At 62.9% G+C, this 24258-nt stretch carries 26 protein-coding genes; 22 read left to right on the forward strand and 4 right to left on the reverse strand.

The genetic code is table 11. The annotated features are described in order from the left end of the window. Nucleotides 1-428 precede the first annotated feature (428 nt). The 4 genes from P8T11_RS26635 to msrQ all read left to right on the forward strand — a co-directional run bounded on the left by P8T11_RS26635 (nucleotide 429) and on the right by msrQ (nucleotide 3855). Nucleotides 429-1391, forward strand: coding sequence for an RluA family pseudouridine synthase (locus P8T11_RS26635; RefSeq protein ID WP_268079267.1), 963 nt, complete (start codon nucleotides 429-431; stop codon nucleotides 1389-1391). A gap of 2 nt (nucleotides 1392-1393) precedes the next feature. Beyond that, complete coding sequence (locus P8T11_RS26640) at nucleotides 1394-2059, forward strand: HAD family hydrolase (protein WP_268079266.1); 666 nt, start codon at nucleotides 1394-1396, stop codon at nucleotides 2057-2059. 178 nt (nucleotides 2060-2237) lie between these two features. Continuing rightward, nucleotides 2238-3200 (forward strand): protein-methionine-sulfoxide reductase catalytic subunit MsrP, encoded by a 963-nt coding sequence (gene msrP / locus P8T11_RS26645; protein WP_268082498.1) that lies wholly within the window; start codon nucleotides 2238-2240, stop codon nucleotides 3198-3200. 7 nt (nucleotides 3201-3207) lie between these two features. Further along, nucleotides 3208-3855 (forward strand): protein-methionine-sulfoxide reductase heme-binding subunit MsrQ, encoded by a 648-nt coding sequence (gene msrQ / locus P8T11_RS26650; RefSeq protein WP_268079264.1) that lies wholly within the window; start codon nucleotides 3208-3210, stop codon nucleotides 3853-3855. A 9-nt stretch (nucleotides 3856-3864) separates the two neighbouring features. On the opposite strand, the gene P8T11_RS26655 is transcribed toward msrQ, so the two are convergent. From P8T11_RS26655 to P8T11_RS26665, 3 genes are read right to left on the reverse strand one after another with little or no spacing between them, the layout of a single operon-like run. After that, nucleotides 3865-4650: an N-acetylmuramoyl-L-alanine amidase gene (locus P8T11_RS26655; protein WP_268079263.1), complete on the reverse strand. Its 786-nt coding sequence runs from the start codon at nucleotides 4648-4650 to the stop codon at nucleotides 3865-3867. A 3-nt stretch (nucleotides 4651-4653) separates the two neighbouring features. Further along, a complete protein-coding gene (locus P8T11_RS26660; RefSeq protein WP_268079262.1) occupies nucleotides 4654-5364 on the reverse strand; it encodes an SAM-dependent methyltransferase in 711 nt (236 codons plus the stop codon). After that, nucleotides 5361-5963 carry a Maf family nucleotide pyrophosphatase gene (locus tag P8T11_RS26665; protein WP_268079261.1) on the reverse strand — a complete coding sequence of 201 codons (603 nt, stop codon included), beginning with the start codon at nucleotides 5961-5963 and terminating at the stop codon, nucleotides 5361-5363. Before P8T11_RS26665 ends, P8T11_RS26660 begins: the two co-directional genes overlap by 4 nt. Before the next feature lie 198 nt (nucleotides 5964-6161). On the opposite strand from P8T11_RS26665, the gene P8T11_RS26670 reads away from it, so the two are divergent. From P8T11_RS26670 to P8T11_RS26755, 18 genes are all read left to right on the forward strand, one after another. Then, complete coding sequence (locus tag P8T11_RS26670; protein WP_268082497.1) at nucleotides 6162-6758, forward strand: YceD family protein; 597 nt, start codon at nucleotides 6162-6164, stop codon at nucleotides 6756-6758. A 52-nt stretch (nucleotides 6759-6810) separates the two neighbouring features. Continuing rightward, a complete protein-coding gene (gene rpmF, locus P8T11_RS26675; RefSeq protein WP_006218037.1) occupies nucleotides 6811-6993 on the forward strand; it encodes a 50S ribosomal protein L32 in 183 nt (60 codons plus the stop codon). A gap of 59 nt (nucleotides 6994-7052) precedes the next feature. Beyond that, nucleotides 7053-8120, forward strand: a complete 1068-nt coding sequence (gene plsX, locus P8T11_RS26680; RefSeq protein ID WP_050447630.1) for a phosphate acyltransferase PlsX — start codon at nucleotides 7053-7055, stop codon at nucleotides 8118-8120. Further along, nucleotides 8120-9106, forward strand: a complete 987-nt coding sequence (locus P8T11_RS26685) for a beta-ketoacyl-ACP synthase III (RefSeq protein ID WP_268079260.1) — start codon at nucleotides 8120-8122, stop codon at nucleotides 9104-9106. The genes plsX and P8T11_RS26685 overlap by 1 nt, the downstream gene beginning before the upstream one ends. 92 nt (nucleotides 9107-9198) lie before the next feature. Then, nucleotides 9199-10134 (forward strand): ACP S-malonyltransferase, encoded by a 936-nt coding sequence (gene fabD, locus P8T11_RS26690; protein ID WP_268079259.1) that lies wholly within the window; start codon nucleotides 9199-9201, stop codon nucleotides 10132-10134. Nucleotides 10135-10138: 4 nt separating this feature from the next. After that, the gene (gene fabG / locus P8T11_RS26695; protein ID WP_268079258.1) at nucleotides 10139-10888 is read left to right on the forward strand and encodes a 3-oxoacyl-ACP reductase FabG; all 750 of its coding nucleotides are present in this window, start codon (nucleotides 10139-10141) and stop codon (nucleotides 10886-10888) included. A 215-nt stretch (nucleotides 10889-11103) separates the two neighbouring features. After that, on the forward strand, nucleotides 11104-11343 hold the full coding sequence (gene acpP / locus P8T11_RS26700) for an acyl carrier protein (protein WP_003813816.1): 240 nt from the start codon (nucleotides 11104-11106) through the stop codon (nucleotides 11341-11343). 185 nt (nucleotides 11344-11528) lie between these two features. Continuing rightward, a complete protein-coding gene (fabF, locus tag P8T11_RS26705) occupies nucleotides 11529-12758 on the forward strand; it encodes a beta-ketoacyl-ACP synthase II (RefSeq protein WP_100857325.1) in 1230 nt (409 codons plus the stop codon). Between the two features lie 492 nt (nucleotides 12759-13250). Further along, the gene (gene rpoE / locus P8T11_RS26710; RefSeq protein ID WP_006218045.1) at nucleotides 13251-13850 is read left to right on the forward strand and encodes an RNA polymerase sigma factor RpoE; all 600 of its coding nucleotides are present in this window, start codon (nucleotides 13251-13253) and stop codon (nucleotides 13848-13850) included. Nucleotides 13851-13862: 12 nt separating this feature from the next. Beyond that, entirely contained in the window at nucleotides 13863-14378 is a 516-nt protein-coding gene (locus tag P8T11_RS26715) for a sigma-E factor negative regulatory protein (RefSeq protein WP_268079257.1), read from the forward strand. Next, nucleotides 14378-15424, forward strand: a complete 1047-nt coding sequence (locus tag P8T11_RS26720; protein ID WP_268079256.1) for a MucB/RseB C-terminal domain-containing protein — start codon at nucleotides 14378-14380, stop codon at nucleotides 15422-15424. The genes P8T11_RS26715 and P8T11_RS26720 overlap by 1 nt, the downstream gene beginning before the upstream one ends. Before the next feature lie 47 nt (nucleotides 15425-15471). Next, nucleotides 15472-16944, forward strand: coding sequence for a DegQ family serine endoprotease (locus P8T11_RS26725; RefSeq protein ID WP_268079255.1), 1473 nt, complete (start codon nucleotides 15472-15474; stop codon nucleotides 16942-16944). Nucleotides 16945-17234: 290 nt separating this feature from the next. Further along, nucleotides 17235-19028, forward strand: coding sequence for a translation elongation factor 4 (lepA, locus tag P8T11_RS26730; RefSeq protein ID WP_268079254.1), 1794 nt, complete (start codon nucleotides 17235-17237; stop codon nucleotides 19026-19028). Between the two features lie 23 nt (nucleotides 19029-19051). Next, nucleotides 19052-19936: a signal peptidase I gene (lepB, locus tag P8T11_RS26735; RefSeq protein ID WP_268079253.1), complete on the forward strand. Its 885-nt coding sequence runs from the start codon at nucleotides 19052-19054 to the stop codon at nucleotides 19934-19936. A 2-nt stretch (nucleotides 19937-19938) separates the two neighbouring features. Then, a complete protein-coding gene (gene rnc / locus P8T11_RS26740; RefSeq protein ID WP_046802607.1) occupies nucleotides 19939-20700 on the forward strand; it encodes a ribonuclease III in 762 nt (253 codons plus the stop codon). Further along, nucleotides 20697-21587, forward strand: coding sequence for a GTPase Era (gene era, locus P8T11_RS26745; protein WP_268079252.1), 891 nt, complete (start codon nucleotides 20697-20699; stop codon nucleotides 21585-21587). The genes rnc and era overlap by 4 nt, the downstream gene beginning before the upstream one ends. After that, nucleotides 21580-22167, forward strand: coding sequence for a DNA repair protein RecO (recO, locus tag P8T11_RS26750; RefSeq protein ID WP_259251871.1), 588 nt, complete (start codon nucleotides 21580-21582; stop codon nucleotides 22165-22167). Before era ends, recO begins: the two co-directional genes overlap by 8 nt. An 18-nt stretch (nucleotides 22168-22185) precedes the next feature. After that, complete coding sequence (locus P8T11_RS26755; protein ID WP_268079251.1) at nucleotides 22186-23094, forward strand: LysR family transcriptional regulator; 909 nt, start codon at nucleotides 22186-22188, stop codon at nucleotides 23092-23094. 61 nt (nucleotides 23095-23155) lie between these two features. Here the strand turns inward: P8T11_RS26755 and P8T11_RS26760 are convergent, their stop codons facing one another. Beyond that, the gene (locus tag P8T11_RS26760; protein WP_268079250.1) at nucleotides 23156-24256 is read right to left on the reverse strand and encodes a pyridoxal-phosphate dependent enzyme; all 1101 of its coding nucleotides are present in this window, start codon (nucleotides 24254-24256) and stop codon (nucleotides 23156-23158) included. Nucleotides 24257-24258: the final 2 nt, after the last annotated feature.

The following is a 24258-nucleotide window of genomic DNA, read 5'->3' on the forward strand; positions in this document are numbered from 1 at the left end:
CTGGGCGGCGCCCAGGCGTATCCGCCGCGGGTCAGGCGGGCACGTCGTGCCGTGGGGCACGGGGTTCTGTCAGCAGGAGGGTCAGCTTCACTGAATGTGGTTTGACGGAAAAATTGCTGTGAACGGCAGTTGCGGTCGGATTGGTTGCCTACACGCAGCTGGTGCTTTAAATATGCGACGATTCTTGCAGTGCTTCAGAGCCGCTTGCGGCATGCAACGGACCTGCTGGGACAGCGGGCAAAGTGAATGCCACACCACTATCCGGCAGGGCGCGGTTGCGCCGGCGACCAAGAGACCCAGGGGTTGAATCAGCAGGCAGTACAATGGCGGCCCGCGCGCTCGACGGAGTTGCGTACTTGTTTGCATCTCTACGCCAGGCGGCTAGTTCAGCCCCTTAAGGCTGTCCCGATTATATGTCGCTTTCCGCAATGCGCAAAGAAACTTCCTCCCCCATATCCCCCTCTAAAGCCGCCCCCGCCGTCCGTATGGTGGAGGTCGATGGCGAACACGCCGGCCAGCGTCTGGACAACTTCCTGATGCGCTTGTGCAAGGGCGTTCCCAAAACGCATATCTACAAAGCCATCCGTGGCGGCGAGGTACGCGTAAACAAGGGACGCATCTCGGTCGACTATCGCATCGTCGAAGGCGACATCGTCCGCATTCCGCCCTTGCGATTGCCTGACCCGGGCAAGCCCCGCCCCGTGCCGGGCGCCGAGTTTCCCGTCGTGTTCGAAGACGATGCGCTGCTGGTTGTGGACAAGCCGGCCGGCGTCGCGGTGCACGGCGGCAGTGGTGTGTCCTTCGGGGTAATCGAACAACTGCGCGCGGCGCGGCCGGACGCCAAGTTTCTTGAGCTGGTGCATCGGCTGGACCGGGAAACGTCCGGGCTGCTCATGGTGGCCAAGAAGCGCAGCGCCTTGCTGGCCCTGCACGCCATGCTGCGCGAAGGCAAGGGCGACAAGCATTACCTGGCCCTGGTCGAAGGCGACTGGGTGAACGACCGTCAGCACATCAAGCTGGGCCTGTCCAAATGGACCACCCAGTCTGGTGAGCGCCGCGTCAAGGTGGACCCCGACGGCCAGACCGCGCACACCATCATCACGCTCAAACAGCGTTTTGGCCGTTACAGTCTGGTCGACGCGGAACTGCGCACGGGCCGCACCCATCAAATCCGGGTGCACTTGGCAGCCAGCGGCTTTCCCATCGTGGGCGACGATAAATACGGCCATGACGACGTCCGCGCCGAATTCTCGCGCATGGGTTTTGGCCGGATGTTTCTGCACGCCCACCAACTGACCTTGGCCCATCCGGTAACCGGCGAGCCCATGACGCTTACCGCCGAGCTGCCCCCTGCCTGCCAAAAATTACTGAAACAACTGGAGTCGGTCTGATTATGTCGTCGTATTCGCTGGTTGTTTTTGACTGGGATGGCACCCTGATGGACTCCACGCACAGCATCGTGGCCGCCATCCAGGGCGCGTGTCGCGACCTGGAACTGGCGGTGCCCTCGACGTCCGAGGCAAGCTGGGTGATTGGTCTGTCCCTGGAAAGCGCGTTGCGCCGTGCCGTGCCGGAACTGACGCAGGCCATGATGCCGCGCTTCCTGGAACGCTATCGCACGCACTATCTGCTGCGCGATCCCGAACTGCGCTTGTTTGACGGCATTCCCGAGCTGCTGACCGAACTGGCCGGCCAGAACGTGCGATTGGCCGTAGCCACCGGCAAAAGCCGGGTGGGCCTGACCCGCGCCCTGGCCGCGACCGGTCTGGGGCCCTTGTTTGACGCTACCCGCACGGCCGATGAAACCTTCAGCAAACCGCATCCCGCCATGTTGCATGAGCTGATGCAGGAGTTGGACGTGGAGCCTGGTCGTGTGGTGATGGTGGGTGACACCTCGCACGACCTGCAGATGGCGGTCAACGCGGGCGTGCATGGTCTGGGGGTGACATATGGCGCCCATACCATGAAGGAGCTTGAGGGTTGCGCACCCCAAGCTGTGCTGGATAGCGTGCCGCTTGTGCGCGATTGGCTATTGCCCCGCGTGTCGGCAAGCGCCTGATTGGTGAATGGTCAGATGCACGGCCATCCCGCGGGTCGGGAACGTCTGGCTTCGCGGCGAGTCAATCTGAACATGCCCAGCCGCTGGCGTGCCGCCGCGGAATATCATGGGGCTGCGCGACGTCTATGTGTTGCGCAGGGTGCTGCCATGGCTGGATAGTGCCAAACCGGAGACCACGATGTTGATACGCAAGCCCGACGATATTCTTCCGTCCGAAATCACCGACGAGGCGGTCTGGCGTTCGCGCCGTGAATTGATGCTGCGCGCCGGAATGACGGCGGCAGCCGTGGGCCTGTCCGGCTGGGCCTCTCGTAGCGCCTTCGCGCAGGACGCCGGGGCCTTGGTCGGCAAGTCAAACGCCGCTCTTAGCGTGATGGACAAGCAAACCTCGCTGGCTGACATCACCTCCTACAACAACTACTACGAATTCGGGCTCGATAAAGGCGATCCTGCCGCCAAGGCTGGCAAATTGCAGACCCGGCCCTGGAGCGTCAGCGTCGAGGGCGAAGTCGGCAAGCCGCGCACGTTCACCATCGAAGAACTGCTCAAGCTGGCGCCGATGGAAGATCGCGTCTATCGCCTGCGCTGCGTTGAGGGCTGGTCCATGGTGATCCCGTGGGTGGGGTATTCGGTGTCGGAACTGCTCAAGCAGGTCGAACCCACGGGCAATGCCAAGTACGTGGAATTCGTGACGGCGGTGCAGCGCGAGAACATGCCCGGCGTGCGCGCCGGAGTCCTGGATTGGCCGTATGTGGAAGCGTTGCGCATCGATGAGGCCATGAACCCGCTGGCCATGTTGGTGTTCGGCCTGTATGGCAAGGTCTTGCCCAACCAGAACGGCGCGCCCTTGCGGCTGGCCGTGCCATGGAAGTACGGCTTCAAGTCGGCCAAGTCCCTGGTGAAGATCCGCTTGGTGGAAAAAATGCCGACGTCGTCCTGGGTCAAGGCGGCGCCCCAGGAATACGGCTTTTACGCCAATGTGAACCCCAACGTGCCCCATCCCCGCTGGAGCCAGGCCACTGAGCGCCGCATTGGTGAAGACGGGCTCTTCACGCCCAAGCGTAAGACCCTGATGTTCAACGGCTACGGCGAGCAGGTGGCCTCGCTCTACCAGGGCATGGACCTGAAAGCGAATTACTGACAGCAACATGTCCGAGGCCTCTACCCAGCGAGCAAGCGCGCCGCCGCGCAAGGCGCAGCTTTCCGCCAAGACCGTTGGGCGCTTCAAGCCCCTTTTGTTTCTGCTGGGTCTGGCGCCGTTCGCGCGCTGGATCTGGCTGGGTCTGGACAATGGCCTGACGGCGAACCCGGTTGAGTTCCTGACCCGCTCGTCCGGCACATGGACCCTTGTCTGTCTGCTGGTCACCCTGTCGATCACGCCCTTGCGCCGATTGACAGGGCAGCCCGCGCTGGTGCGCGTGCGGCGCATGTGCGGCCTGTTTGCCTTCTTCTACGGCGCCATGCATTTCATGGCCTGGGTGTGGTGGGACCGGGGCCTGGATCCCCAAGCCATGTTGCAGGATATAGTCGAACGCCCTTTCATTACGGTGGGGTTCGCCGCCTTTGTGCTGATGACGGCGCTGGCTGCGACGTCCACGCAATGGGCCATGCGCAAGCTTGGCAAACGCTGGCAACAACTGCACCGAGCCGTCTATGCCATCGGCCTGCTGGCGGTGCTGCACTACTGGTGGCACAAGGCCGGCAAGAACGATTTCACCGAGCCCGCCTTGTATGCGGCCGTGCTGGCCTTGCTGCTGGGCTGGCGAATCGTGGCGTGGTGGCGCCGCAGGGGCTAGGGGCGGCTGCTACAGCATGGCCAGCATGATGGCGGCGGTTTCCGCGTCTGGCTGGCCGTCGTGCAGGGCAGGCCGGTAATGCATCTGGAACGCCGCCAGCGTGTTGATGGTGGCCCGATCAAGTACGCCGTCCTGCGGGCAGGCATAGCCCAGGCGCTGCAATTGCTTCTGAAACCAGGCCACATCGGGGACGCCTTCGATCCGCAGGCGTGCCAGGTGCTCGGCTGCTCCGGTTTCGTCGTACCAGCGTCCGATGCCCGCGGTGGCCAGCGCCTTCCAGGGGAACAGCGGTCCGGGGTCCACCTTGCGCTGCGGCGCGATGTCACTGTGACCGACCACGTTTTCCGGGGCGATGCCGTGGCGTTGAATAAGATCGCGCAACAGAATGGTCAGCGCGCGCACCTGGCGGTCGTCATAGGCATGCCAGACCGGCTTGCCGTCAGGGCCTTCGGTCCAGCCCGCGTTGACGATTTCGATGCCGATCGACGTGCTGTTCATGGCAATGTTGCCGTACCAGGAACTGGCGCCGGCATGCCATGCAGCACGATTTTCATCCACAAGGCGGTAGGCGCGGCCGGAGTCGGCAATCAGGTAGTGCGAGCTGACCTTGCCGCGCGACAGCAGTTTGAGCGACGTGGGGTCGTCAACGCTGGTGTAGTGCAGGACGATGCTGCGTACGCGGCTTGCCTGGCTGACGGCGGTGATTGAGGTGTCCAGGTCCAGCCCGGCCGGGCCGCGCGTGGCGCAGCCGGCCAGCACTGCCGTGGCCAGCAGGGTGGTAATAAGGCGTAGCATCGATCAGCGGGCCAGGTAGAGGAACAGCGTGGGTAGCTTGTCCAGTTGAGGTGCCGGCAGCTTTTTCCAGTCGGCGATGGTGTGCGTGACCACCCATTCGTCCGCGGTGGTGACCGAGCGCGCCACGCACAGCTTCGTGTCGCCTTTCAGGCTGGCCAGCAGCGTGGCGAACATGGCGGCGTTGCGATAGGGCGTTTCGATCAGCAACTGGGTCTGATTGTGCTTGGCGGAATGCTGCTCCCAGGCCTTCAGTTGCTTGGCGCGCTCGGCGGCATCCACTGGGGCGTAGCCATGGAAGGCGAAGCGCTGCCCGTCCAGCCCGCTCGCCATGAGGCCCAGCAAGATGGACGAGGGGCCGACCCAAGGCCGGACCGGTATTCCCATGCGATGGGCGGCGTCAACGACCTTGGCGCCCGGGTCGGCGACTGCCGGGCAGCCGGCCTCGGATACCAGGCCGATTTCCGCGCCTTGCTTCACCGGCGTCAACCAGGCATTGATCTGGCCGGCGTCGATCTTGTCGGTCAGGGTATGTATGGTGATTTCCTGCAGCGGGCGAGTGGTGCCGATCAGCTTGAGAAAGGCGCGCGCGGTCTTGGCGTTTTCGGCGATGTAGGTGTCCAGTCGTCCGGCCAGTGCGCGCACGTCGGTCGGCAACCAGCGTTCAGGTGGGGCGTCGCCCAGGCCGACGGGAATCAGGTGCAGGGCGCCGTTCATGCCGGTGCGCCCGGGGCGTCCAGCGGGTCTAGCCCGAACTGCGCCAGCATGCGTGTCAGCGCGATCAGCGGCAGCCCGATAATGGCGGTGGGGTCATCGCTCTGGATGCTTTCCATCAGGGCGATGCCCAGGCTTTCCGCCTTGGCGCTGCCTGCGGTATCGTAAGGTTCCTCGGCGCGCAGATAGGCGTCGATGGCGGATTCCGACAGTTGGCGGAAACGGCAGAGCGTAACGATGTCGGCTTTTTCCACCCGCTGGCCGTCGGTGACCGCCAGTGCGCTGTGAAATGCCACGGTTTGCCCTGACAATGCTCGTAATTGCGCTTGGGCGCCGGGAAAATTCCCCGGCTTGCCGATGGGCTGGCCATCAATGGTGGCCACTTGATCCGACCCGATCACGATGCTGCCCGGGTGTTTGGCCGCCACCGCCATGGCCTTGGCGATCGATAGCCGCAAGGCCAGCGCTTCAGGCGTTTCCCCGGGGTGTGGCGTTTCGTCTACATCAGGGGAAATGGCGGTAAAGGGCAGGCGCAGGCGCAACAGCAATTCCTTGCGGTAACGCGAGCTGGACGCGAGGATCAGGCTAGACTTTGAAGGCATTCGGTATTTGACGGTTAAGCGTAAGTCGCAGTATTATCTAACGTTTTGCGGGATTTTTGCAGCCGAAAAGGCATGGGGCTGAAAAGCATGGGGCTGAAAAGCGCGGGGCTGAAAAGCGCGGGGCTGAAAAGCGTCGGGCTGAAAAGCACTGTGCTGAAAAGCGAAAGGCAACAATCAAAGTCCCGCGAATGCAAAGGATTGATCATCAAGCGCATCGATGCATTCGCATTTGCCCATAGTGGCAAGGAAGCGCAAGGCACCATACCTCTTGTGCGGTTTACGCGCGCGGTTGAAGGGTTACCCGAACAACCGCTGGGCGAGGCTGGGCTTGTGACGTGGTCCGTGCGCGGTGAAATTGGCAAGTCGGGGCTGTTGCTTGGCCGGCCGCTTCTGCATGTTCATGTGCAAGCGAATCCGGTGCTGGTGTGCCAGCGGTGCAATGCGCCGTTCGTATACCCGATCGATAGCGAAGTCCTCTTGCAGCTGGTTAAGTCTGAATCCGATCTTGATGATGGTTTTACCAACGGTGATGTCACCGACGGTTATGCCGGCAGCGAAGACGAAGACGAAGAAGGAAATGGTTTTGTGTCCAACCAACCTGAAAAGGTGGTGGGTTCGCATCACTTTGATCTGCTGGCCCAGATCGAAGATGAGCTCATTCTGAGCGTTCCGTATGTGCCCAAGCATGAAGTATGCCCGGGCGCGCAGGCCAACGTCAGCGAAGTTCCTGAAGAACCCGCTGTCAAGCGTCCGTCGCCGTTTGCGGTGCTGGAACAACTGAAGCACAAAGATTGAGATCAACATCGGGCCGCATCGCGTACAATGCGCCCCGTTTCTAGGAGTCATCATGGCCGTTCAACAAAACAAGAAGTCCCCCTCCAAGCGCGGTATGCACCGTTCGCACGATTTTCTGGTTGCTCCGTCGACCGCCATCGAGCCGAACACCGGTGAAACCCACCTGCGTCACCACATCAGCCCCAATGGCTTCTACCGTGGCCGCAAGGTCCTGAAGACCAAGGCCGACGAATAAGGCCCCCGGGCCGAACTCGTACTCGGACCAATTCGGCTGAGCGCTGATACCTGGCACCCGTGATACGCATCGCCATAGACTGTATGGGCGGAGACTTCGGTCTGCCCGTCACGATTCCGGCTGCGATCGAGTTCGCCCGGCAATTTCCGGATACCCGGCTATTGCTGGTCGGGCTTCCCGACGCGATCGAAGCGGCGCTCTCTGAGCACCGCGACGTTGCGCGTGATCGTATGGAAATCGTGGCGGCTTCTGAAGTCGTCACCATGGACGACCCTGTCGAGGTCGCCCTGCGCCGCAAAAAAGACTCCTCCATGCGCCTGGCCGCCCAGTCCGTCAAGGATGGGCGCGCCGACGCCTGCGTTTCCGCGGGCAACACTGGCGCGTGGATGGCCATTTCACGCTACGTGCTCAAGACGCTGGACGGCATTGACCGCCCCGCGATCGCCACGTCCATTCCGAATCAGACGGGCCGCGCCACCACGGTGCTGGACCTGGGCGCGAATGTGGACTGCACGGCCGAGCACCTTCTGCAATTCGCCATCATGGGCGCCGCGCTGTCGCAGGCGGTCGACCATCGTGAGAATCCCACCGTGGGCCTGCTCAACATCGGCGAAGAAGTCATCAAGGGCAACGAAGTCGTCAAGGAAGCCGCCGAGCTTCTGCGCGGCAGCCCATTGAATTTCTACGGCAACGTGGAAGGCAACGACATCTTCAAGGGTACGGTCGACGTCGTGGTCTGCGATGGCTTCGTCGGCAACGTCGTGCTCAAGTCTGTCGAAGGGCTGGCGAAGATGCTGTCCAGCATCATCCACGAAGAGTTCAAACGCAATATTTTCACGTTGCTGGCCGGGGCTATCGCCAAGCCCGTGCTGAACCGTCTGCGCAACCGCGTCGATAACCGCCGCTATAACGGCGCCGCGTTGTTGGGCCTGCGCGGCGTGGTGATCAAGAGCCACGGTTCCGCGGATGTCTACGCCTACGGTTTTGCATTGCAGCGCGCCCGTGAAGCCGTAGTGAGTAAACTGCTGGAGCGCACCGCTCAAACGGTCGCTCAGATTACCAAGCGCGTTCAGTCGGAAGAGGGCGCCGCAACGCCTCCCGCGAACGTGGCTGGGGACACCGCTTGATGGATACCGCAATGAAATATTCCGCAATCGCGGGCACCGGCAGCTTCTTGCCGGAACGCGTGGTTTCGAATGACGAACTGGCAGCGGAACTGGCGACGCGCGATATCGCCACGTCCGATGAGTGGATCGTTGAGCGCACGGGCATCCGTCAGCGCCACCTTGCCGAGCGTGGCGTCACGACCAGCCAGCTTGCCACCGAGGCGTCGCGCCGTGCGCTGGCCGACGCGGGCGTTGAAGCGTCCGACGTGGACCTGATCATCGTCGCGACCTCCACCCCCGATTTCGTATTCCCCAGCACCGCCTGCCTGGTGCAAGCCAATCTGGGCGCCAAGGGCTCGGCCGCGTTCGACGTGCAGGCCGTGTGCAGCGGCTTCGTCTATGCGCTCACTACCGCCGACAGCTTCATTCGCGCGGGCCGTGCCCGTTGCGCGCTGGTGATCGGCGCGGAAGTTTTCTCCCGCATCCTGGACTGGAACGACCGCAGCACTTGCGTGTTGTTCGGCGACGGCGCGGGTGCCGTGGTGCTGAAAGCATCGGACGAACCGGGCATCATGGCCGCGCAGTTGCATGCCGACGGCAGCCAGATGAAGATCCTGAGCGCCGCGGGCAACGTGGCTTATGGCGACGTCACGGGCGACCCGTTCCTGCGCATGGATGGTCAGGCCGTCTTCAAGCAGGCCGTCACCGTGCTGGACCGTTCGGCGCGCGACACGTGCTCGGAAGCCGGTGTTGAACTCGCGGATGTCGACTGGCTGATCCCTCATCAAGCCAATGTACGCATCCTGAATTTCCTGGCACGCAAATTGGCCGTGCCGGTCGAGAAAGTCGTCATCACTGTTGATACGCACGCCAACACGTCGGCTGCCAGCGTGCCGTTGGCGCTGGATGCCGCGCGCCGCGATGGCCGCGTCAAGCCGGGTCAGCTCATCCTGATGCAAGGCGTGGGTGGCGGATTCACCTGGGGCTCGGTACTGGCCCGCATGTAAGCGTGTGTCCAGGCGGGTGGCGCGACGTGCGCCGCCGCCGAGTGCGCGCCCGACATTCCACACAGACACTGAATCAATCCAACCGGTTAATCATGAAAATTGCTTTTGTCTTTCCAGGCCAAGGGTCCCAGGCTGTCGGCATGCTGGATGCCTGGTCGGGCGTCGCTGCCGTCACGGACACCGTGGCGCGCGCTTCCGAGGCCCTGGGCCAGGACCTGGGTGCCCTGATCGCGCAAGGTCCTGCGGAACAACTCAATCTGACCACCAACACGCAACCGGCCATGTTGACCGCGGGCGTGGCGTTCTACGCCGCCTGGGCTGCCGCCGGTGGCCGCAAGCCCGACGTTGTCGCCGGTCATAGCTTGGGTGAATACGCGGCCCTGACCGCGGCAGGTTCGCTCACGCTGGAAGACGCTGTGCGTCTGGTGCGCGTGCGCGCCGATGCCATGCAGGCCGCCGTGCCCGTGGGTACGGGCGCCATGGCCGCCATCCTGGGGCTGGACGACGATGCCGTGCGCGCCGCATGTGCCGCCGCCGCTCAAGGTGAAGTCGTCGAAGCCGTGAACTTCAATGCGCCCGCGCAGGTTGTGATCGCCGGCCACAAGGCCGCTGTCGAACGTGCCTGCGAGCTGGCCAAGGCTGCGGGCGCCAAGCGAGCGCTGTTGCTGCCCGTGTCCGCACCGTTCCATTCCAGCCTGCTCAAGCCCGCCGCCGATGTGCTGGCTGGCGCGCTGGCGAACGCGACTGTGTCCGCGCCGCAGATCAAGGTCATCAACAACGTCGACGTGGCTTCGCCCACGGAAGCTGGTGCAATCCGGGATGCGCTGGTGCGCCAGGCATGGCATCCTGTGCGCTGGGTCGAAACCCTGCGCGCCATGAAGGCGCAGGGCGTCACGCACGTTATTGAATGCGGTCCTGGCAAAGTGCTGGCCGGCTTGACCAAACGCATTGATCCCGAACTTACTGGCCTGGCCATTACCGATCCCGCTTCGCTTGAAGCCGCGTTGGCCGTTGTTAACGGAAATTAAAGACATGGACAACTCGATCGAACTGCAAGGCAAGATCGCGCTGGTGACCGGCGCCACGCGCGGCATCGGCCGTGCCATCGCCCAGGAACTCGCAGCGCGCGGCGCTACCGTGGTCGGCACCGCCACCACCGAATCCGGAGCGGCTGCCATTACGGAAGCCCTGGCGCCGTTTGGTGGTCGTGGCGTGGTGCTGAACGTGACTGATGCCGAAGCCTGCGACGCGCTGATCGACGCGCTGGCCAAAGACGGCGGCGGCCCGCACATCCTGGTCAATAATGCCGGCATCACGCGCGATACGCTCGCGATGCGCATGAAAGACGACGATTGGTCCGCGGTGCTGGATACCAACCTGACCTCCGTATTCCGCCTGTCGCGCGCCGTCATGCGCAGCATGATGAAGGCCCGTTGGGGCCGCATCATCAATGTGACCTCGGTGGTCGGCTCCAGCGGCAACGCGGGCCAGGCGAACTACGCCGCCGCGAAGGCGGGCGTGTCGGGTATGTCGCGTGCGCTGGCCCGTGAGTTGGGTAGCCGCAACATCACCGTGAACTGCGTCGCGCCCGGCTTCATCGACACCGACATGACGCGCGCGCTGGCTGAGAGCCAGACCTCGGCGCTGCTGCAACAGATTCCGCTGGGCCGTTTGGGCTCGCCGGAAGACATCGCCCATGCGGTGGCCTTTTTGTCCGGGCCGCAAGCGGGTTACATTACCGGCACCACCCTGCACGTCAACGGCGGGATGTACATGCAATAAATCACGAATTGCGCGTCAGGCGGCTCCGGCCGCCGTGCCTTGCCGGGTAGCCGGCGTGGGCGGCACGCAGTTCAACCGGAAACGCCGCATACCGGTATTCCTGTGCCCCAACGGGCGACAGAACAAGTGCGCGGTGTTATTTTTGTCACGGCCAGGCGTTGCTTTCCTCTACGCTTGGCTATAATTCGCGGGATTTTTCCCAATTGGAGATCTGCATGGAAAGCATCGAACAGCGCGTCAAGAAGATCGTCGCTGAACAACTTGGCGTCAACGAAGCCGAGATCAAGAACGAATCCTCCTTCCTTGACGACCTCGGTGCCGATTCGCTCGACATGGTCGAACTGGTCATGGCGCTCGAAGACGAATTCGAGACCGAGATCCCCGACGAAGAGGCCGAAAAGATCACGACCGTGCAACAAGCGATTGACTACATCAATTCGCACGGTAAGCAGTAAGCTCGACTTATATCCTTCTGGTTGCCCGACTTTCGGGGTCAACCGGGAAACGGGGCGGTTTCAGGAATTTGCCGTGTGGTCCGCGTGCGGGAAGGGCGTTGTAAAGCCCGACCCGCTTTCGCGTGGGCCACACGTGCAGCGCATCCCGAAAACCGCCTTTCTTTTGTCTGTTTGAGGAGTCATCCGTGAAGCGACGTGTCGTCATCACCGGCCTGGGTATCGTTTCTCCCGTTGGAAACGACCTGACCACCGCTTGGGACAATATCGTCAACGGACGTTCTGGCATCAGCCGCATCACCCGTTTCGATCCCTCGGCCATCACCACGCATATTGCTGGCGAAGTCAAAGACTTCGACATCAGCACCTATATCTCGAGCAAAGAAGCCCGCCAGATGGATACCTTCATCCATTACGGCCTGGCCGCCGGGATGCAGGCATGGCGTGATTGCGGTCTGGAAGTCACCGAAGCCAATGCCGAGCGCATTGGCGTGATCGTGGGCTCCGGCATCGGCGGTTTGCCGCGTATCGAAGAAACCCAGGTCGAATACATGGCCAAGGGTCCGCGACGGATTTCGCCGTTCTTCGTGCCGGGTTCGCTGATCAACCTGATCTCCGGTCATTTGTCCATTGCCTATGGCATGAAGGGCCCCAGCTACGCCGTGGTTTCGGCCTGCACGACTGGCCTGCATTGCATCGGCGACGCTGCCCGCCTGATTGAATACGGCGATGCTGACGTCATGGTGGCGGGCGGTGCTGAATCGACCGTGTCGCCGCTGGGCATCGGCGGTTTTGCCGCCATGCGTGCCTTGTCGACCCGCAACGATGATCCTCAGACGGCTTCGCGCCCCTGGGATCGTGACCGCGACGGCTTCGTTCTGGGCGAAGGCGCCGGCGTCCTGGTGCTGGAAGAGTACGAGCACGCCAAGAAGCGCGGCGCGCGCATCTATGGCGAGCTGGCCGGTTACGGCATGAGCTCGGACGCGCACCACATCACGGCTCCGGACAAGGACGGCCCGCGCCGAGGTGTCATCAACGCGCTGCGCAACGGCGGCCTGAACGTGGACGACATCCAGTACGTCAACGCGCATGGCACGTCGACCCCTCTGGGCGACAAGAACGAGACCGACGCGCTGAAGCTGGCCTTCGGCGATCACGCCAAGAAGCTGGTGGTCAATTCCACCAAGTCCATGACCGGGCACTTGCTCGGCGCGGCCGGCGGCATTGAGGCGGTTTTCACGACCTTGGCCGTGTACAACCAGGTTTCGCCCCCCACCATCAACATCTTCAATCAAGATCCTGAATGCGATCTCGACTACTGCGCGAACGAAGCGCGGCAGATGAAGATTGAAGTCGGTCTTTCCAACTCGTTTGGCTTCGGCGGCACCAACGGCTCGATGGCCGTACGCCGGGTCTGATTTGGAAGGCTCCGACGCAGGACGCTGGTCGTTTCGTGTGCCCATCGGGCGGCCGGCCGGCGTCCATGCCCTGTGCGGTCTGGCCGTCGTTGTCGCGGCTGGCTGCGCCTTGAGGGCGCTGTCCTGGCACGGCACGGCGGCAGAGGCCGCGGCGATGGCGATTGCGTTGCTGCTTGTGCCGGCCTGGCTGTTACACTCTGCACGGAGCGGACCGTCCCCAGTATCGGCGTTGCGCACGGCTGGGGTGGGTAGCTGGCAGGTTCGCCAGCCGCAAGGCTGGCAAGACGCGCGGCTGTTGGATCGCCTGCGCGGCCCTCGCTGGCTTACGCTCATTTTGCAGCCATTGCCCACCGGGAGTACCGTCTTTACAAATAGCACAATCACCCTCACCGTCTGGCAGCGGACGTTGCACCCCGAGTCCTGGCGGCGCCTTTGCCTGCTGACCAGCACGGGGCAGCACGCTCGGCCGGCGGCACGTAGGCGGGAGACGTCATGAGCGAGCGCGAAGTCGACGCGGAGTTGGTCGCGCGCGTTCAACGAGGCGACAAGAAGGCCTTTGATCTGTTGGTGCTCAAGTACCAGCGCAAGATCCTGCGCCTGCTGGCTCGGATGATCCGCGACCCCTCGGAAATCGAGGACGTAGCCCAGGAAGCATTCATCAAGGCTTATCGGGCCTTGCCGCAATTTCGGGGCGATAGCGCGTTCTACACCTGGTTGTATCGTATCGCTATCAATACGGCGCGCAATTGGCTGGCCTCGCAGGGCCGACGCCCCAGCGCGCCCAATGCGATAGAAACGGAAGACGGTGAAACTTTTAACGAAACCGACAACCTAACGGACATAAGCACGCCGGAATCCATGGTTGCCAGCCGCGAAATCGCCGAGACGGTGAACGCGGCCATCGAGGAATTGCCCGAAGAGTTGCGCACCGCAATTGTCCTGCGTGAAATCGAAGGTATGAGTTACGAAGACATCGCCCAAAGCATGGATTGCCCCATTGGTACGGTGCGCTCCCGCATTTTTCGTGCGCGTGAGGCCATTGCGACCAAATTGCGTCCATTGCTAGGCACCGATGCCGAGCGTCGCTGGTAAGGAGTGGCAGTCATGCAAACAGCAGCCAAGTCCGTTGAGATCGCCGAGGCCTCCTGGGAGGAATCGGTTTCCGCCTGGATGGACGGAGAAGATTCCGACGATATTATTTCCAGCCTGTTGTCCAAGGAAGGACGTCAGACCTGGGACACCTATCATTTGATCGGTGATTCTCTACGCAATGCCGACCTGGCGTTGACGCCCAGTGCCGCGTTCCAGGCGCGACTGGCGCGCGCGCTTGATGCGGAGCTGCCTATCGTGGCCGCGCCGCGGCGACGTTCGCCGTTGCGGGTCGGCCTGTCTGGTCTGGCCGTGGCGGCTGCGGTGGCTACGGTCGCCTGGGTGGCGCAACCTTACCTGACCGGCACGCCGGCCACGGAAGTGCGCGTGCTGGCCGATGCCAGCGGCACGCCTGCCTCTGCCTCCGCAGCTGATGATGCCGGCCTGCGCGACTACCTCGAGGCCCATCGCCAGATGGCGGGCCCCAGCGCGGTGCGACAAGTCTCGTTCGACGCCGGAGCCGGACGTTGATGGCGCTGGCGTTACCGACACGTTGGCCGCGCGCAGCCTCCTGGAACGCACATCGAGCCGGATGGTTTGCCGCTACGCTTCTGACCGCTTTTCTGTCTGCCCATGAGCCTGCACGCGCCGCCGACGCGGCCCCCGCCGCCGATGATGTCGTCCAGCTGCTGACGCGCATCCAGCAGGCCGCGCGCAAGCAGGACTACGCGGGCGTCTTCATGTATCAGCAGGGCGAGTTGATCCAGTCTTCGCGGCTGGTGCACGTTTTGGACGGCACCGGTGAACGTGAACGGTTGGAGATCCTGGATGGCCAGCCGCGCGAATACCTGCGTCACAATGATGACGTACAGTGCCTGATTCCCGAGCGCAAGACCGTCCTGATCGAGCGCCGGCGCGGGGACCGCTTTCCCGGCTTGTTGCTGGGCGATCCGGCCAATCTTGCCGAGCACTACAAAATTCGCACCGAGTCCAAGCTGCATCGGGTGGCGGGCCGCGAATGTCGCCTGATCACGATCGAACCGCTGGACAAGCTGCGCTACGGTTACCGCCTTTGCGCCGACGTTGAAACCAATCTGCTGCTTAAGGCGCAAACGTTGAATGCGGCCCGCGGCGTGGTTGAGCAGGTGTCGTTCACGTCGCTGCGCCTGGGGGCGGATGTCGATCCGCAACAGTTGAGTTCGCAGTGGAGCACGCGCGACTGGAAGGTGCTGGAATCGGCCATGAAGCCGGTGGACCTGGCGGCCCAAGGTTGGCGCATTCCCGCTCCCAAGGGTTTCAAGGTGATCATGCAGGTGTCGCGTTCGATGGGACACGGCGCGGCGGTCAGCCAGATGGTGTTGTCCGATGGCCTGGCGGCTATTTCGGTCTTCATCGAGCCTTACGACAGTGAGCGCGGACATCATCCTCCGTTGGGTGCCGCGCAGCGTGGATCCATTACGGTTTACGGCACGCGCATTGCTGACTTCTGGTTGACGGCCATGGGCGAGGTGCCCGTGGAAACGCTGGAACAATTGGCGCAAGCGACAGAATACGTGCCGGCCGCTGGGGCCAAGTGATGCACGCTCAAGCCCCCAGGCAGCAAGCAGCAACTTCGGAGTAATTTATGAAAGCAATGACGGTGTCGAACGCTTTTTTCCGGCGCTTTCTGGCGGCCGTGGCGGCAGGGGTTTTCATGTCTGCCGCCTATGTGCCCGCTTCTGTGGCGCAAACGCCCTTGGTGGCGTTGCCCGACTTCACGGGAATCGTCGAAAAAGCCGACCCGGCGGTTGTCAACATCCGTACGACGGCCACCGTGCCGGTCCGCGGGGCAGGCCCCGGCGGCGGTAGCGACCCCTACGAACTCTTCCGCTGGTTCTTCGGCCCCGACATTCAACCCCCTGGTGGCGGCGGGCAAGTGCCTGCACCGCGCCAACGTCCCCAGCCTGAAGAGCGCACCGTGCCGCGCGGCGTCGGGTCCGGCTTTTTCGTGTCTGACGATGGCTACATCCTGACGAACAATCACGTTGTGGTGGATGCAACGGATATCTACGTCACCTTGACCGACGGCCGTGAATTCAAGGCCAAAGTTATCGGCACCGATGAACGTACCGACGTGGCGCTGATCAAGATCGATGCCAAGGACATGGTTCCGCTGGTCATTGGCGACCCCAAGAAGCTGAAGAAGGGCCAATGGGTGCTGGCGATCGGTTCGCCGTTTGGTCTGGACTCCACCGTAACCTCGGGCATTGTCAGCGCGATCGGTCGCGATACCGGTGAATATCTGCCGTTCATCCAGACAGACGTCGCCGTGAATCCGGGTAATTCGGGTGGGCCCTTGATCAACCTGGATGGCGAGGTGGTGGGTATCAATTCCCAGATCATTTCGCGTAGCGGTGGCTTCATGGGTATTTCCCTGGCCATTCCCATCGACGAAGCGATGCGTGTCGTGGACCAACTGCGCACGACCGGCAAGGTCACGCGCGGACGGGTTGGCGTGCAAATCGGCGAAGTGGGCAAGGACGTGGCCGAGGCCATTGGGCTGCCCAAGGCGGAAGGCGCGCTGGTCAGCAGCGTTGAAGTCGACGGGCCTGCCGAGCAGGCGGGCGTGCAGCCGGGTGACGTGATCCTGAAGTTCAATAATGAACCGATCAAGCGCTGGTCCGACCTGCCGCGCATCGTGGGCGAAACCAAGCCGGGCACGCGCGCCGCCATGGAAGTGTGGCGCAAGGGCAAGAGCCTGACGTTGTCGGTCAAGGTCGGTGAGATCCCGACCGAAAAGGCGGCGGCCGCCGACAAGAAGGCCGCGCCCGTGCCGGAAGTGACCAATGCGCTGGGCCTGGGTGTGGTGGATGTGCCGGTCGACGTGCAAAAGAAGCTGCGCATCAAGGGCGGTGTCCAGGTGAAGGTCGCCGAGGGCGCGGCCGGCAAGGCCGGTCTGCAGGAAGGCGACATCGTGTTGGCTTTGAACGACACCGACGTGACTGGCGCCAAGCAATTCGGCGAACTCGTGGCCAAGCTAGACAAGAGCCGCACCGTGGGCCTGCTGGTTCGCCGCGGGGACCAGACGCAATGGGTCGCGGTGCCTGCATCGAAGTAGGGCGGGTTCGCCCCGCTGGGGCGCCTTTTTGCCAGGCTGCGGGTAGCCGGCAGAAAAAAATGCCCAAGACCGGCTAAAATGGCTGGTTGCCGCAAGAGGGGGCGCTTGGCGCCCCCTCGTTTTGCCCGGGGGGCTGGGTGATGCCTGGATGTCGGGCCTTGCCTGGATGTCGGGTTTTGCCCGAATTTCGGGTTTCACCCGTCGGTGCCCCTCTCTCGTCAGCCGTGCCTTCTCCGGCGGCGCTGTCTTCCGGCCTGGTGCCAAGTGTTCCGTCCCTTATAATTTCAAGCATGCAGCATATTCGCAACTTCTCCATCATTGCCCACATCGATCATGGCAAATCGACCTTGGCCGATCGCTTGATCCAGCGCTGCGGCGGATTGGCGGATCGCGAAATGTCGGCGCAGGTGCTCGATTCCATGGAAATCGAACGCGAGCGCGGCATCACCATCAAGGCCCAGACCGCTTCCTTGCAATACAAGGCGAATGACGGCAAGGTCTACAACCTGAACCTGATCGACACCCCGGGGCACGTGGACTTTTCCTACGAAGTCAGCCGCTCGCTGTCGGCTTGCGAAGGCGCGCTGCTGGTGGTGGATGCGTCGCAGGGCGTGGAAGCGCAGACGGTCGCCAACTGCTACACCGCCATCGAGCTGGGCGTGGAAGTGGTGCCCGTGCTGAACAAGATGGACCTGCCGCAGGCAGATCCCGACGGCGCGCGTCAGGAAGTGGAAGACGTGATCGGCATTGATGCATCCGAAGCCGTGCTGGCCAGCGCCAAGACGGGCATGGGCATCGACGAAATTCTGGAAACCATCGTGGCGCGCGTGCCGGCGCCCAAGGGCGATCCCGAGGCGCCGCTGCAAGCCCTGATCATTGACTCGTGGTTCGATAACTACGTGGGCGTGGTCATGCTGGTGCGCATCATCAACGGCGTGCTCAAGCCCAAGGACAAGATCCTGCTGATGGCCTCTGGCGCCACCCACCTTTGCGAGCAGACCGGTGTGTTCACGCCGAAGTCGCAGCAGCGTCCGCATTTGTCGGCGGGCGAAGTGGGCTTCATCATCGCCGGCATCAAGCAGTTGGAAGACGCCAAAGTCGGTGACACGGTCACGCTGGCCAACAAGCCGGCACCCTCCGCGCTGCCCGGCTTCAAGGAAGTGAAGCCGCAGGTGTTCGCTGGCCTGTATCCGGTGGAAAGCTCTGAATACGATCAACTGCGCGATTCGCTCGACAAGCTCAAGCTGAACGACGCCGCGCTGATGTTCGAGCCGGAAGTGTCGCAAGCCCTGGGTTTTGGCTTCCGCTGCGGCTTCCTGGGCTTGTTGCACATGGAAATCGTGCAAGAACGCCTGGAGCGCGAGTTCGACATGGACATCATCACCACCGCGCCGTCGGTGGTGTATGAGGTCGAGCAGCGTGATGGTTCCGTGATTACCGTCGAAAGCCCGTCGCGCATGCCCGAAGTGGGCAAGATCCAGGACATTCGCGAACCCATCGTGAAGGTCACGCTGTTCATGCCGCAGGACTATGTCGGCCCGGTCATGACCCTGTGCAACAACAAACGGGGTTCGCAGGTCAACATGAGCTATCACGGCCGTCAGGTGCACCTGGTGTACGAGATTCCGCTGGCCGAAATCGTGCTCGACTTCTTCGACAAGCTGAAGTCGGTATCGCGCGGCTACGCGTCGATGGACTACGAATTCCTGGAATACCGCTCGGCCGACGTGGTGCGCGTTGATCTGCTCATCAACAACGACCGTGTCGACGCGCTGGCCGTGATCGTTCACCGCAGCAATGCCCGCCATCGCGCTCGTGACGTCGTCACCCGCATGCGTGGGCTGATTCCCCGCCAGATGTTTGACGTGGTCATCCAGGCTGCCATCGGCGCGGAAATCATCGCGCGCGAAAACGTGAAGGCGCTGCGCAAGAACGTGCTGGCCAAGTGCTACGGCGGCGATATCTCGCGCAAGAAGAAGCTGCTTGAAAAGCAGAAGGCCGGCAAGAAGCGCATGAAGCAGGTGGGTAGCGTTGAGATTCCGCAGGAGGCGTTCCTGGCCATCCTGCAAGTGGAAGACAAGTAGAACCAAAAGAAGGCGGTTAGCTGATGAGTTGGAACTTTGCCCTGATCCTGTTTGTTCTGCTGGTCTTGACCGGCATTATCTGGGTGCTTGATCTGGCGGTGCTGCGGCGTGGCCGTGAAGCGCGGGCGCAAGCGGCAATGGCGCAGTACGATGCGGCCCTGGTCGGAGACGCCCAGGAAGCCGAACGCCTGCGCCGCGAAGCCGGCGACATTGCGCGACGCGTGCCCTGGTGGATCGAATACGCCGTCAGCTTCTTTCCCGTCATTCTGTTTGTGTTCATGCTGCGCTCGTTCGTGGTGGAACCGTTCCGGATTCCGTCGGGTTCCATGTTGCCCACGCTGCAGTCCGGTGACCTGATCCTGGTGAACAAGTTCAGCTATGGCTTGCGCCTGCCCGTGATCGACAAGAAAGTGATCGACATCGGCGAACCCAAGCGCGGCGACGTGTTCGTGTTCCGCTATCCCGTTGATCCGGACGTGGACTACATCAAGCGCGTGGTGGGCCTGCCCGGCGATGAAATCGCCTACCTGGACAAAAAACTGTACGTCAACGGCGAACTCGTGTCCCATCTACGCGACGGTGACTACTTCGAGCCGGACCGGGTTTCGTATATTGCGCAATATAAAGAGAAGTTGGGCGATGTTGAGCACAAAATACTGCTAGATGAGAGCAAGCCCCAGGATTATGCGCCGATGTGGCAATTTCCTCACCGTCAGAACTGTCAATACAGCCGCAATGGGGTACGCTGCAAAGTACCCGAAGGCAGTTATTTCGCCATGGGTGATAATCGGGACAACAGCGCGGACAGCCGGTACTGGGGCTTCGTACCTGAAGCCAATATCGTCGGACGCGCGTTCTTCATCTGGATGAATTTCAGCGATCTCAGCCGCATCGGCCGGTTCAACTGATTATGTCGCTAGCCACGCTAGAAAACCGCCTGGATCACCACTTCGGTGATCCGGCTTTGCTTGAACAGGCACTGACGCATCGCAGTCATGGTGCGCGCCACAACGAGCGCTTGGAATTCCTGGGGGATTCCGTGCTGAACTTCGTCGTTGCGGCCATGCTGTTCGAGCGCTATTCAAAAATTGACGAAGGCGACCTGTCGCGGCTGCGGGCCAATTTGGTCAAGCAGGCCTCGCTGGCGGATATCGCTCAGCGCCTGGAGCTCTCGCAGTATCTGCGCCTGGGCGAAGGTGAATTGAAAAGCGGCGGGTTCCGCCGGCCATCGATTCTTGCTGACACGGTCGAGGCGCTGTTTGGCGCCGTCTTCCTGGACGCGGGCTTTGAGGCCGCGCGCCGCGTGATCGTGCGCCAGTACCAGCCGGTGCTGGCCTCGGTTGACCCCAAAACGCTGGGCAAGGACGCCAAGACCTTGCTGCAGGAATTCCTGCAAGGCCGCAAGTTGGCGCTGCCGTTGTACACGGTGGTGGCCACGCATGGCGCGGCCCACAGCCAGCAGTTCGAAGTCGAGTGCGCCATCCCGGCGCTCGAGATCAAGGTTACGGCGCCCGGCGCCAGCCGCCGCGCAGCCGAGCAATCGGCGGCCAAGCTGGCTTTGGAGGCTGCGCTGGCCATCAGCCCGGCCACCAAGGCTGCCCGCAAGTCGGGCAAGGCGCGCAAAACCGCGCAATTGTCGCTGCCCGTGGCAGTGGCTCAAGAGACTAAATGAGCGATACCCCTTTTCGTACCGGCTTTGTTGCCATCGTTGGCCGCCCCAATGTGGGCAAGTCCACGCTGACCAACGCCCTGATCGGTTCCAAGATCTCCATCGTGTCGCGCAAGGCGCAGACCACGCGCCACCGCATCCATGGTGTGTTGACGCGCGAACACGAGCAGTTCGTCTTCGTTGATACCCCCGGTTTCCAGACGCGCCATGGCGGCGCCATGAACCGCATGATGAACCGCGTCGTGACGCAGGCCCTGGCCGACGTCGACGTGGTGGTGCATGTGGTCGAGGCCGGCAAGTGGTCGGAAGGCGACGCCAAGTTGCTGCCGCTGTTGCCCAACCCGGAACGCACCATCCTGGTCGTCTCGAAGATCGACCAAATGAAGAATCGTGATGATCTCTTCGCCTTCGTTTCCAAGATCATGGCGCTGCATCCATTCGGTGCCGTGGTGCCCGTCAGCGCCACCAAGAACCAGCAACTGGATCAGTTGCTGGAAGAAATTGCCACGCGCCTGCCCGAAGGCGAGGCGATGTTCGAAGAAGACACTCTGACCGACCGCCCCATGCGCTTCATTGCCGCCGAACTGGTGCGCGAGAAGATCTTCCGCCTGGTCGGCGACGAACTGCCCTACGGCTGTACCGTCGTCATCGAGCAATGGGAAGAGACCGACAAGGGCGCCAGCATCAACGCCTGCGTGGTGGTCGAGCGCGACAGCCACAAGCCCATACTCTTGGGCACGGGCGGCATGCACATGAAGCGTATTGCCACGGAGGCGCGGCAGGACATCGCCAAGCTGCTGGACAAGCCCGTGCACCTTGAGGTCTACATCAAGGTGCGCAAGGGGTGGTCCGACCGCGAGGGTGCGCTCCGCGATCTGGGCTATGAGTAGACGGGCGCCTCGCGTCCAGGATCGCCCGGGCTTTATGCTGCACGCCACCGCGTGGCGTGAGACCTCCCTTATTGTTCAGACGTTTTCCCGCGATCATGGCTGTGTGGCCATGGTCGCCAAGGGCGCCAAGCGCCCTTACTCGGTGCTGCGGCCCGTGTTGTCGGCCTTTCAGCCCTTGCTGCTGTCCTGGACCGGCAACGGCGAAGTCAAGACACTGACGCGCGCCGAAATCGCGGGCATCCGCCCGTTGACCGGCACCGCACTGATGTCCGCCTGGTACATGAACGAGCTGTTGCTGCGTCTGCTGCCGCGCGAGGACGCCCACCCCTTGTTATTCGATGCCTACGACATGGCGTTGCAGCAGTTGTCCAACGGCACACGCGCCGCGGGCGCGTTGCGCCGCTTTGAATGGACCTTGCTGCGCGAGACCGGCTACGGCGTGGACGAAGCCGCGCCTGATTTCGAAGACACCGCTATCGAGCCCGCGCTGCGCCGCGACTTGCGTGAGCGCCTGGCTGAAATTCTTGCTGGCCGCCCGTTGTCCACCCGCCGCGTTCTGATGGACTTGCAGCGCGTCTGAGCGTGCTGCGCCGCGCCTATGACCTTCACACTGAAACAGGTCGAGACGTTCCGCACCGTATACGAAACGGAAAGCGTGACCGCTGCCGCCCGGCGGCTGGATGTGTCGCCCGCGACAGTCAGCGCGACCCTGGCCGCGCTGGAAGCCAGCATTGAGTTGCGCTTGTTCGAACGTGTGCGCCAGCGGATGCAGCGCACGCCCGAGGCCACCTTGCTGTACGAGGAAATCCGCCGCTTGAACGTGGGGCTGGAAAGCCTGGGGCGCAAGATCCGCGCGATCCGTGGCGCTGCGCAGCCGCGCCTGCGCATTGGTTGCATCCACGCGTACGGCGGCGCCATCGTCAGCGACGCGATCTCGCGATTTCGCACGCGCTATCCCGACACGCCCCTGTATCTGCAGATTCGAGACTCCAACACCTTGCGCGACATGGTGGTGTCGGGCGAACTCGACTTGGCAGTGGTGGCTGACGAATCTGAATTGGAAGGGCTGCTGGGCCATCGGCTCGCCAGTTTGCGGGCCGTGGCGGTGTTTCCCGCCGGCCATGCGCTGGCGCGCGTGGAGCGCGTGGAATTCAGCCATCTTGCGGATGCGGAGGTCATCGCCCTGAATGCGGAGGACGGCTCGCGCAAGCGTCTGGATGCGTTGGTTCTGCAGGCGGGGCTAAGCCTGAACGTGGCGATTGAAACCCCGTACTCCAGCACCGTGTGTCAATTGGCCCTGGCGGGGCATGGGATCGGTATCGCCAACCCGGCAACCGCCGTGGGGATGGAGGCCGCGGGCCTGTGCTATCGCCCGTTGACCGCACCCGTGCATTTTGAATGCCACATGATCCTGCACGGCAGCCGGCCCCTGTCCGAGGCCGGCAAATTCTGGGTCACCTGCCTGCGCGGCGCGTTGGCCCCGCTGGTGGAACGCTTCGGCGTGTGAGGCGGTAGGGCGGTAAGGCGCTACGGCGAAGATCGCCGGAGCTGCAGAGCCGGGGGCCCGTTCAGCCCCGGCGGCCGTCTGAAGTCAGCATCAGCACCACCGACGATTCGGCATCCAATACACCGGAACGCCGCAGCTTGGCCACCGCCGCCAGTGCAGCGGCCGACGACAGCTCGGTGCCGACGCCCCTGCGTTCCAGGCGTTGCTGCGCCTGGGTGGCGGCTTTGTCGTCAATATCAACAGGCGTGCCGCCCGAGCGCGACAAGGCTTCCAGTGACTGCAGCGTGCAGGTGCCGCCCGCAATCGAGTACTGCTCCGTTGCCGCGTCCCACAAGCCGCGCGCATCTCCCGTGGCCTGGGCCTGCGACAAGCGCGCATGGGGCTCGACGGCGTGCAGGCGGGGCAGGCGCTGGATACGGCCGCTTTGCAGCAGGTGCTGCCAACCGAGGAAGATTCCCCACAGCAGATCGCCGCGCGCGGTGGGCACGATGATGTCGGTCGGCGTGCCGCAGTGGTCCAGGATCTCGGCGGCGATGGGCTTGTAGCCCTCGACGCCATACGGGTGTGTGCCGACGGGCGGGTTCAAATAGTTGGTGCCCGCGAATGCGCCGTGGTTACGGCACAGGTCTTGCACGTAGGGCCAACGGGCAAGGCTGTCTTCGAAGGTGCTGAGCCTGGCTCCAAAGCGCAGCATGGCCTCGCGTTGCAAGGGCGGGCAGTTGCGGGTGATGGCGATATCGGCCTGCAAGCCGGCGGCGGCGCAATAGGCGGCGATCGACACGCCGGCATTGCCGCTGGAAGCTGCCGCCACGCGGGTCGCGCCGGCCAGCCTTGCCCGCGATACCAATTGGGCCGCCATGCGGTCCTTGTGGCTACCAGTGGGGTTGGCGCCTTCACATTTCAGCCAAAGCTGGCCGATGCCTTCGGTCTGGGCAAGGTCCGATGCTTCCAGGCAGGGCGTGTTGCCTTCACCCAGCGTGATGGCTGCCAGGACCGGCAAGGCAATGGCATGGTTGTCGCCGGGCGAGTCGTAGCAGCATTCCAGCGTGGCGGGGTGGCCTGCCGCGAGGCAATGGGGGCAGCCTTCGGGGTAGTCGCCGGGCGCCCACAGGCTTGCACAGCGGATACAACGCAGGCCGGACAATCTTGGGTTCATCTGCATGG

The organism is Achromobacter spanius (assembly GCF_029637605.1).
Lineage (GTDB): Bacteria > Pseudomonadota > Gammaproteobacteria > Burkholderiales > Burkholderiaceae_B > Achromobacter > Achromobacter spanius_E.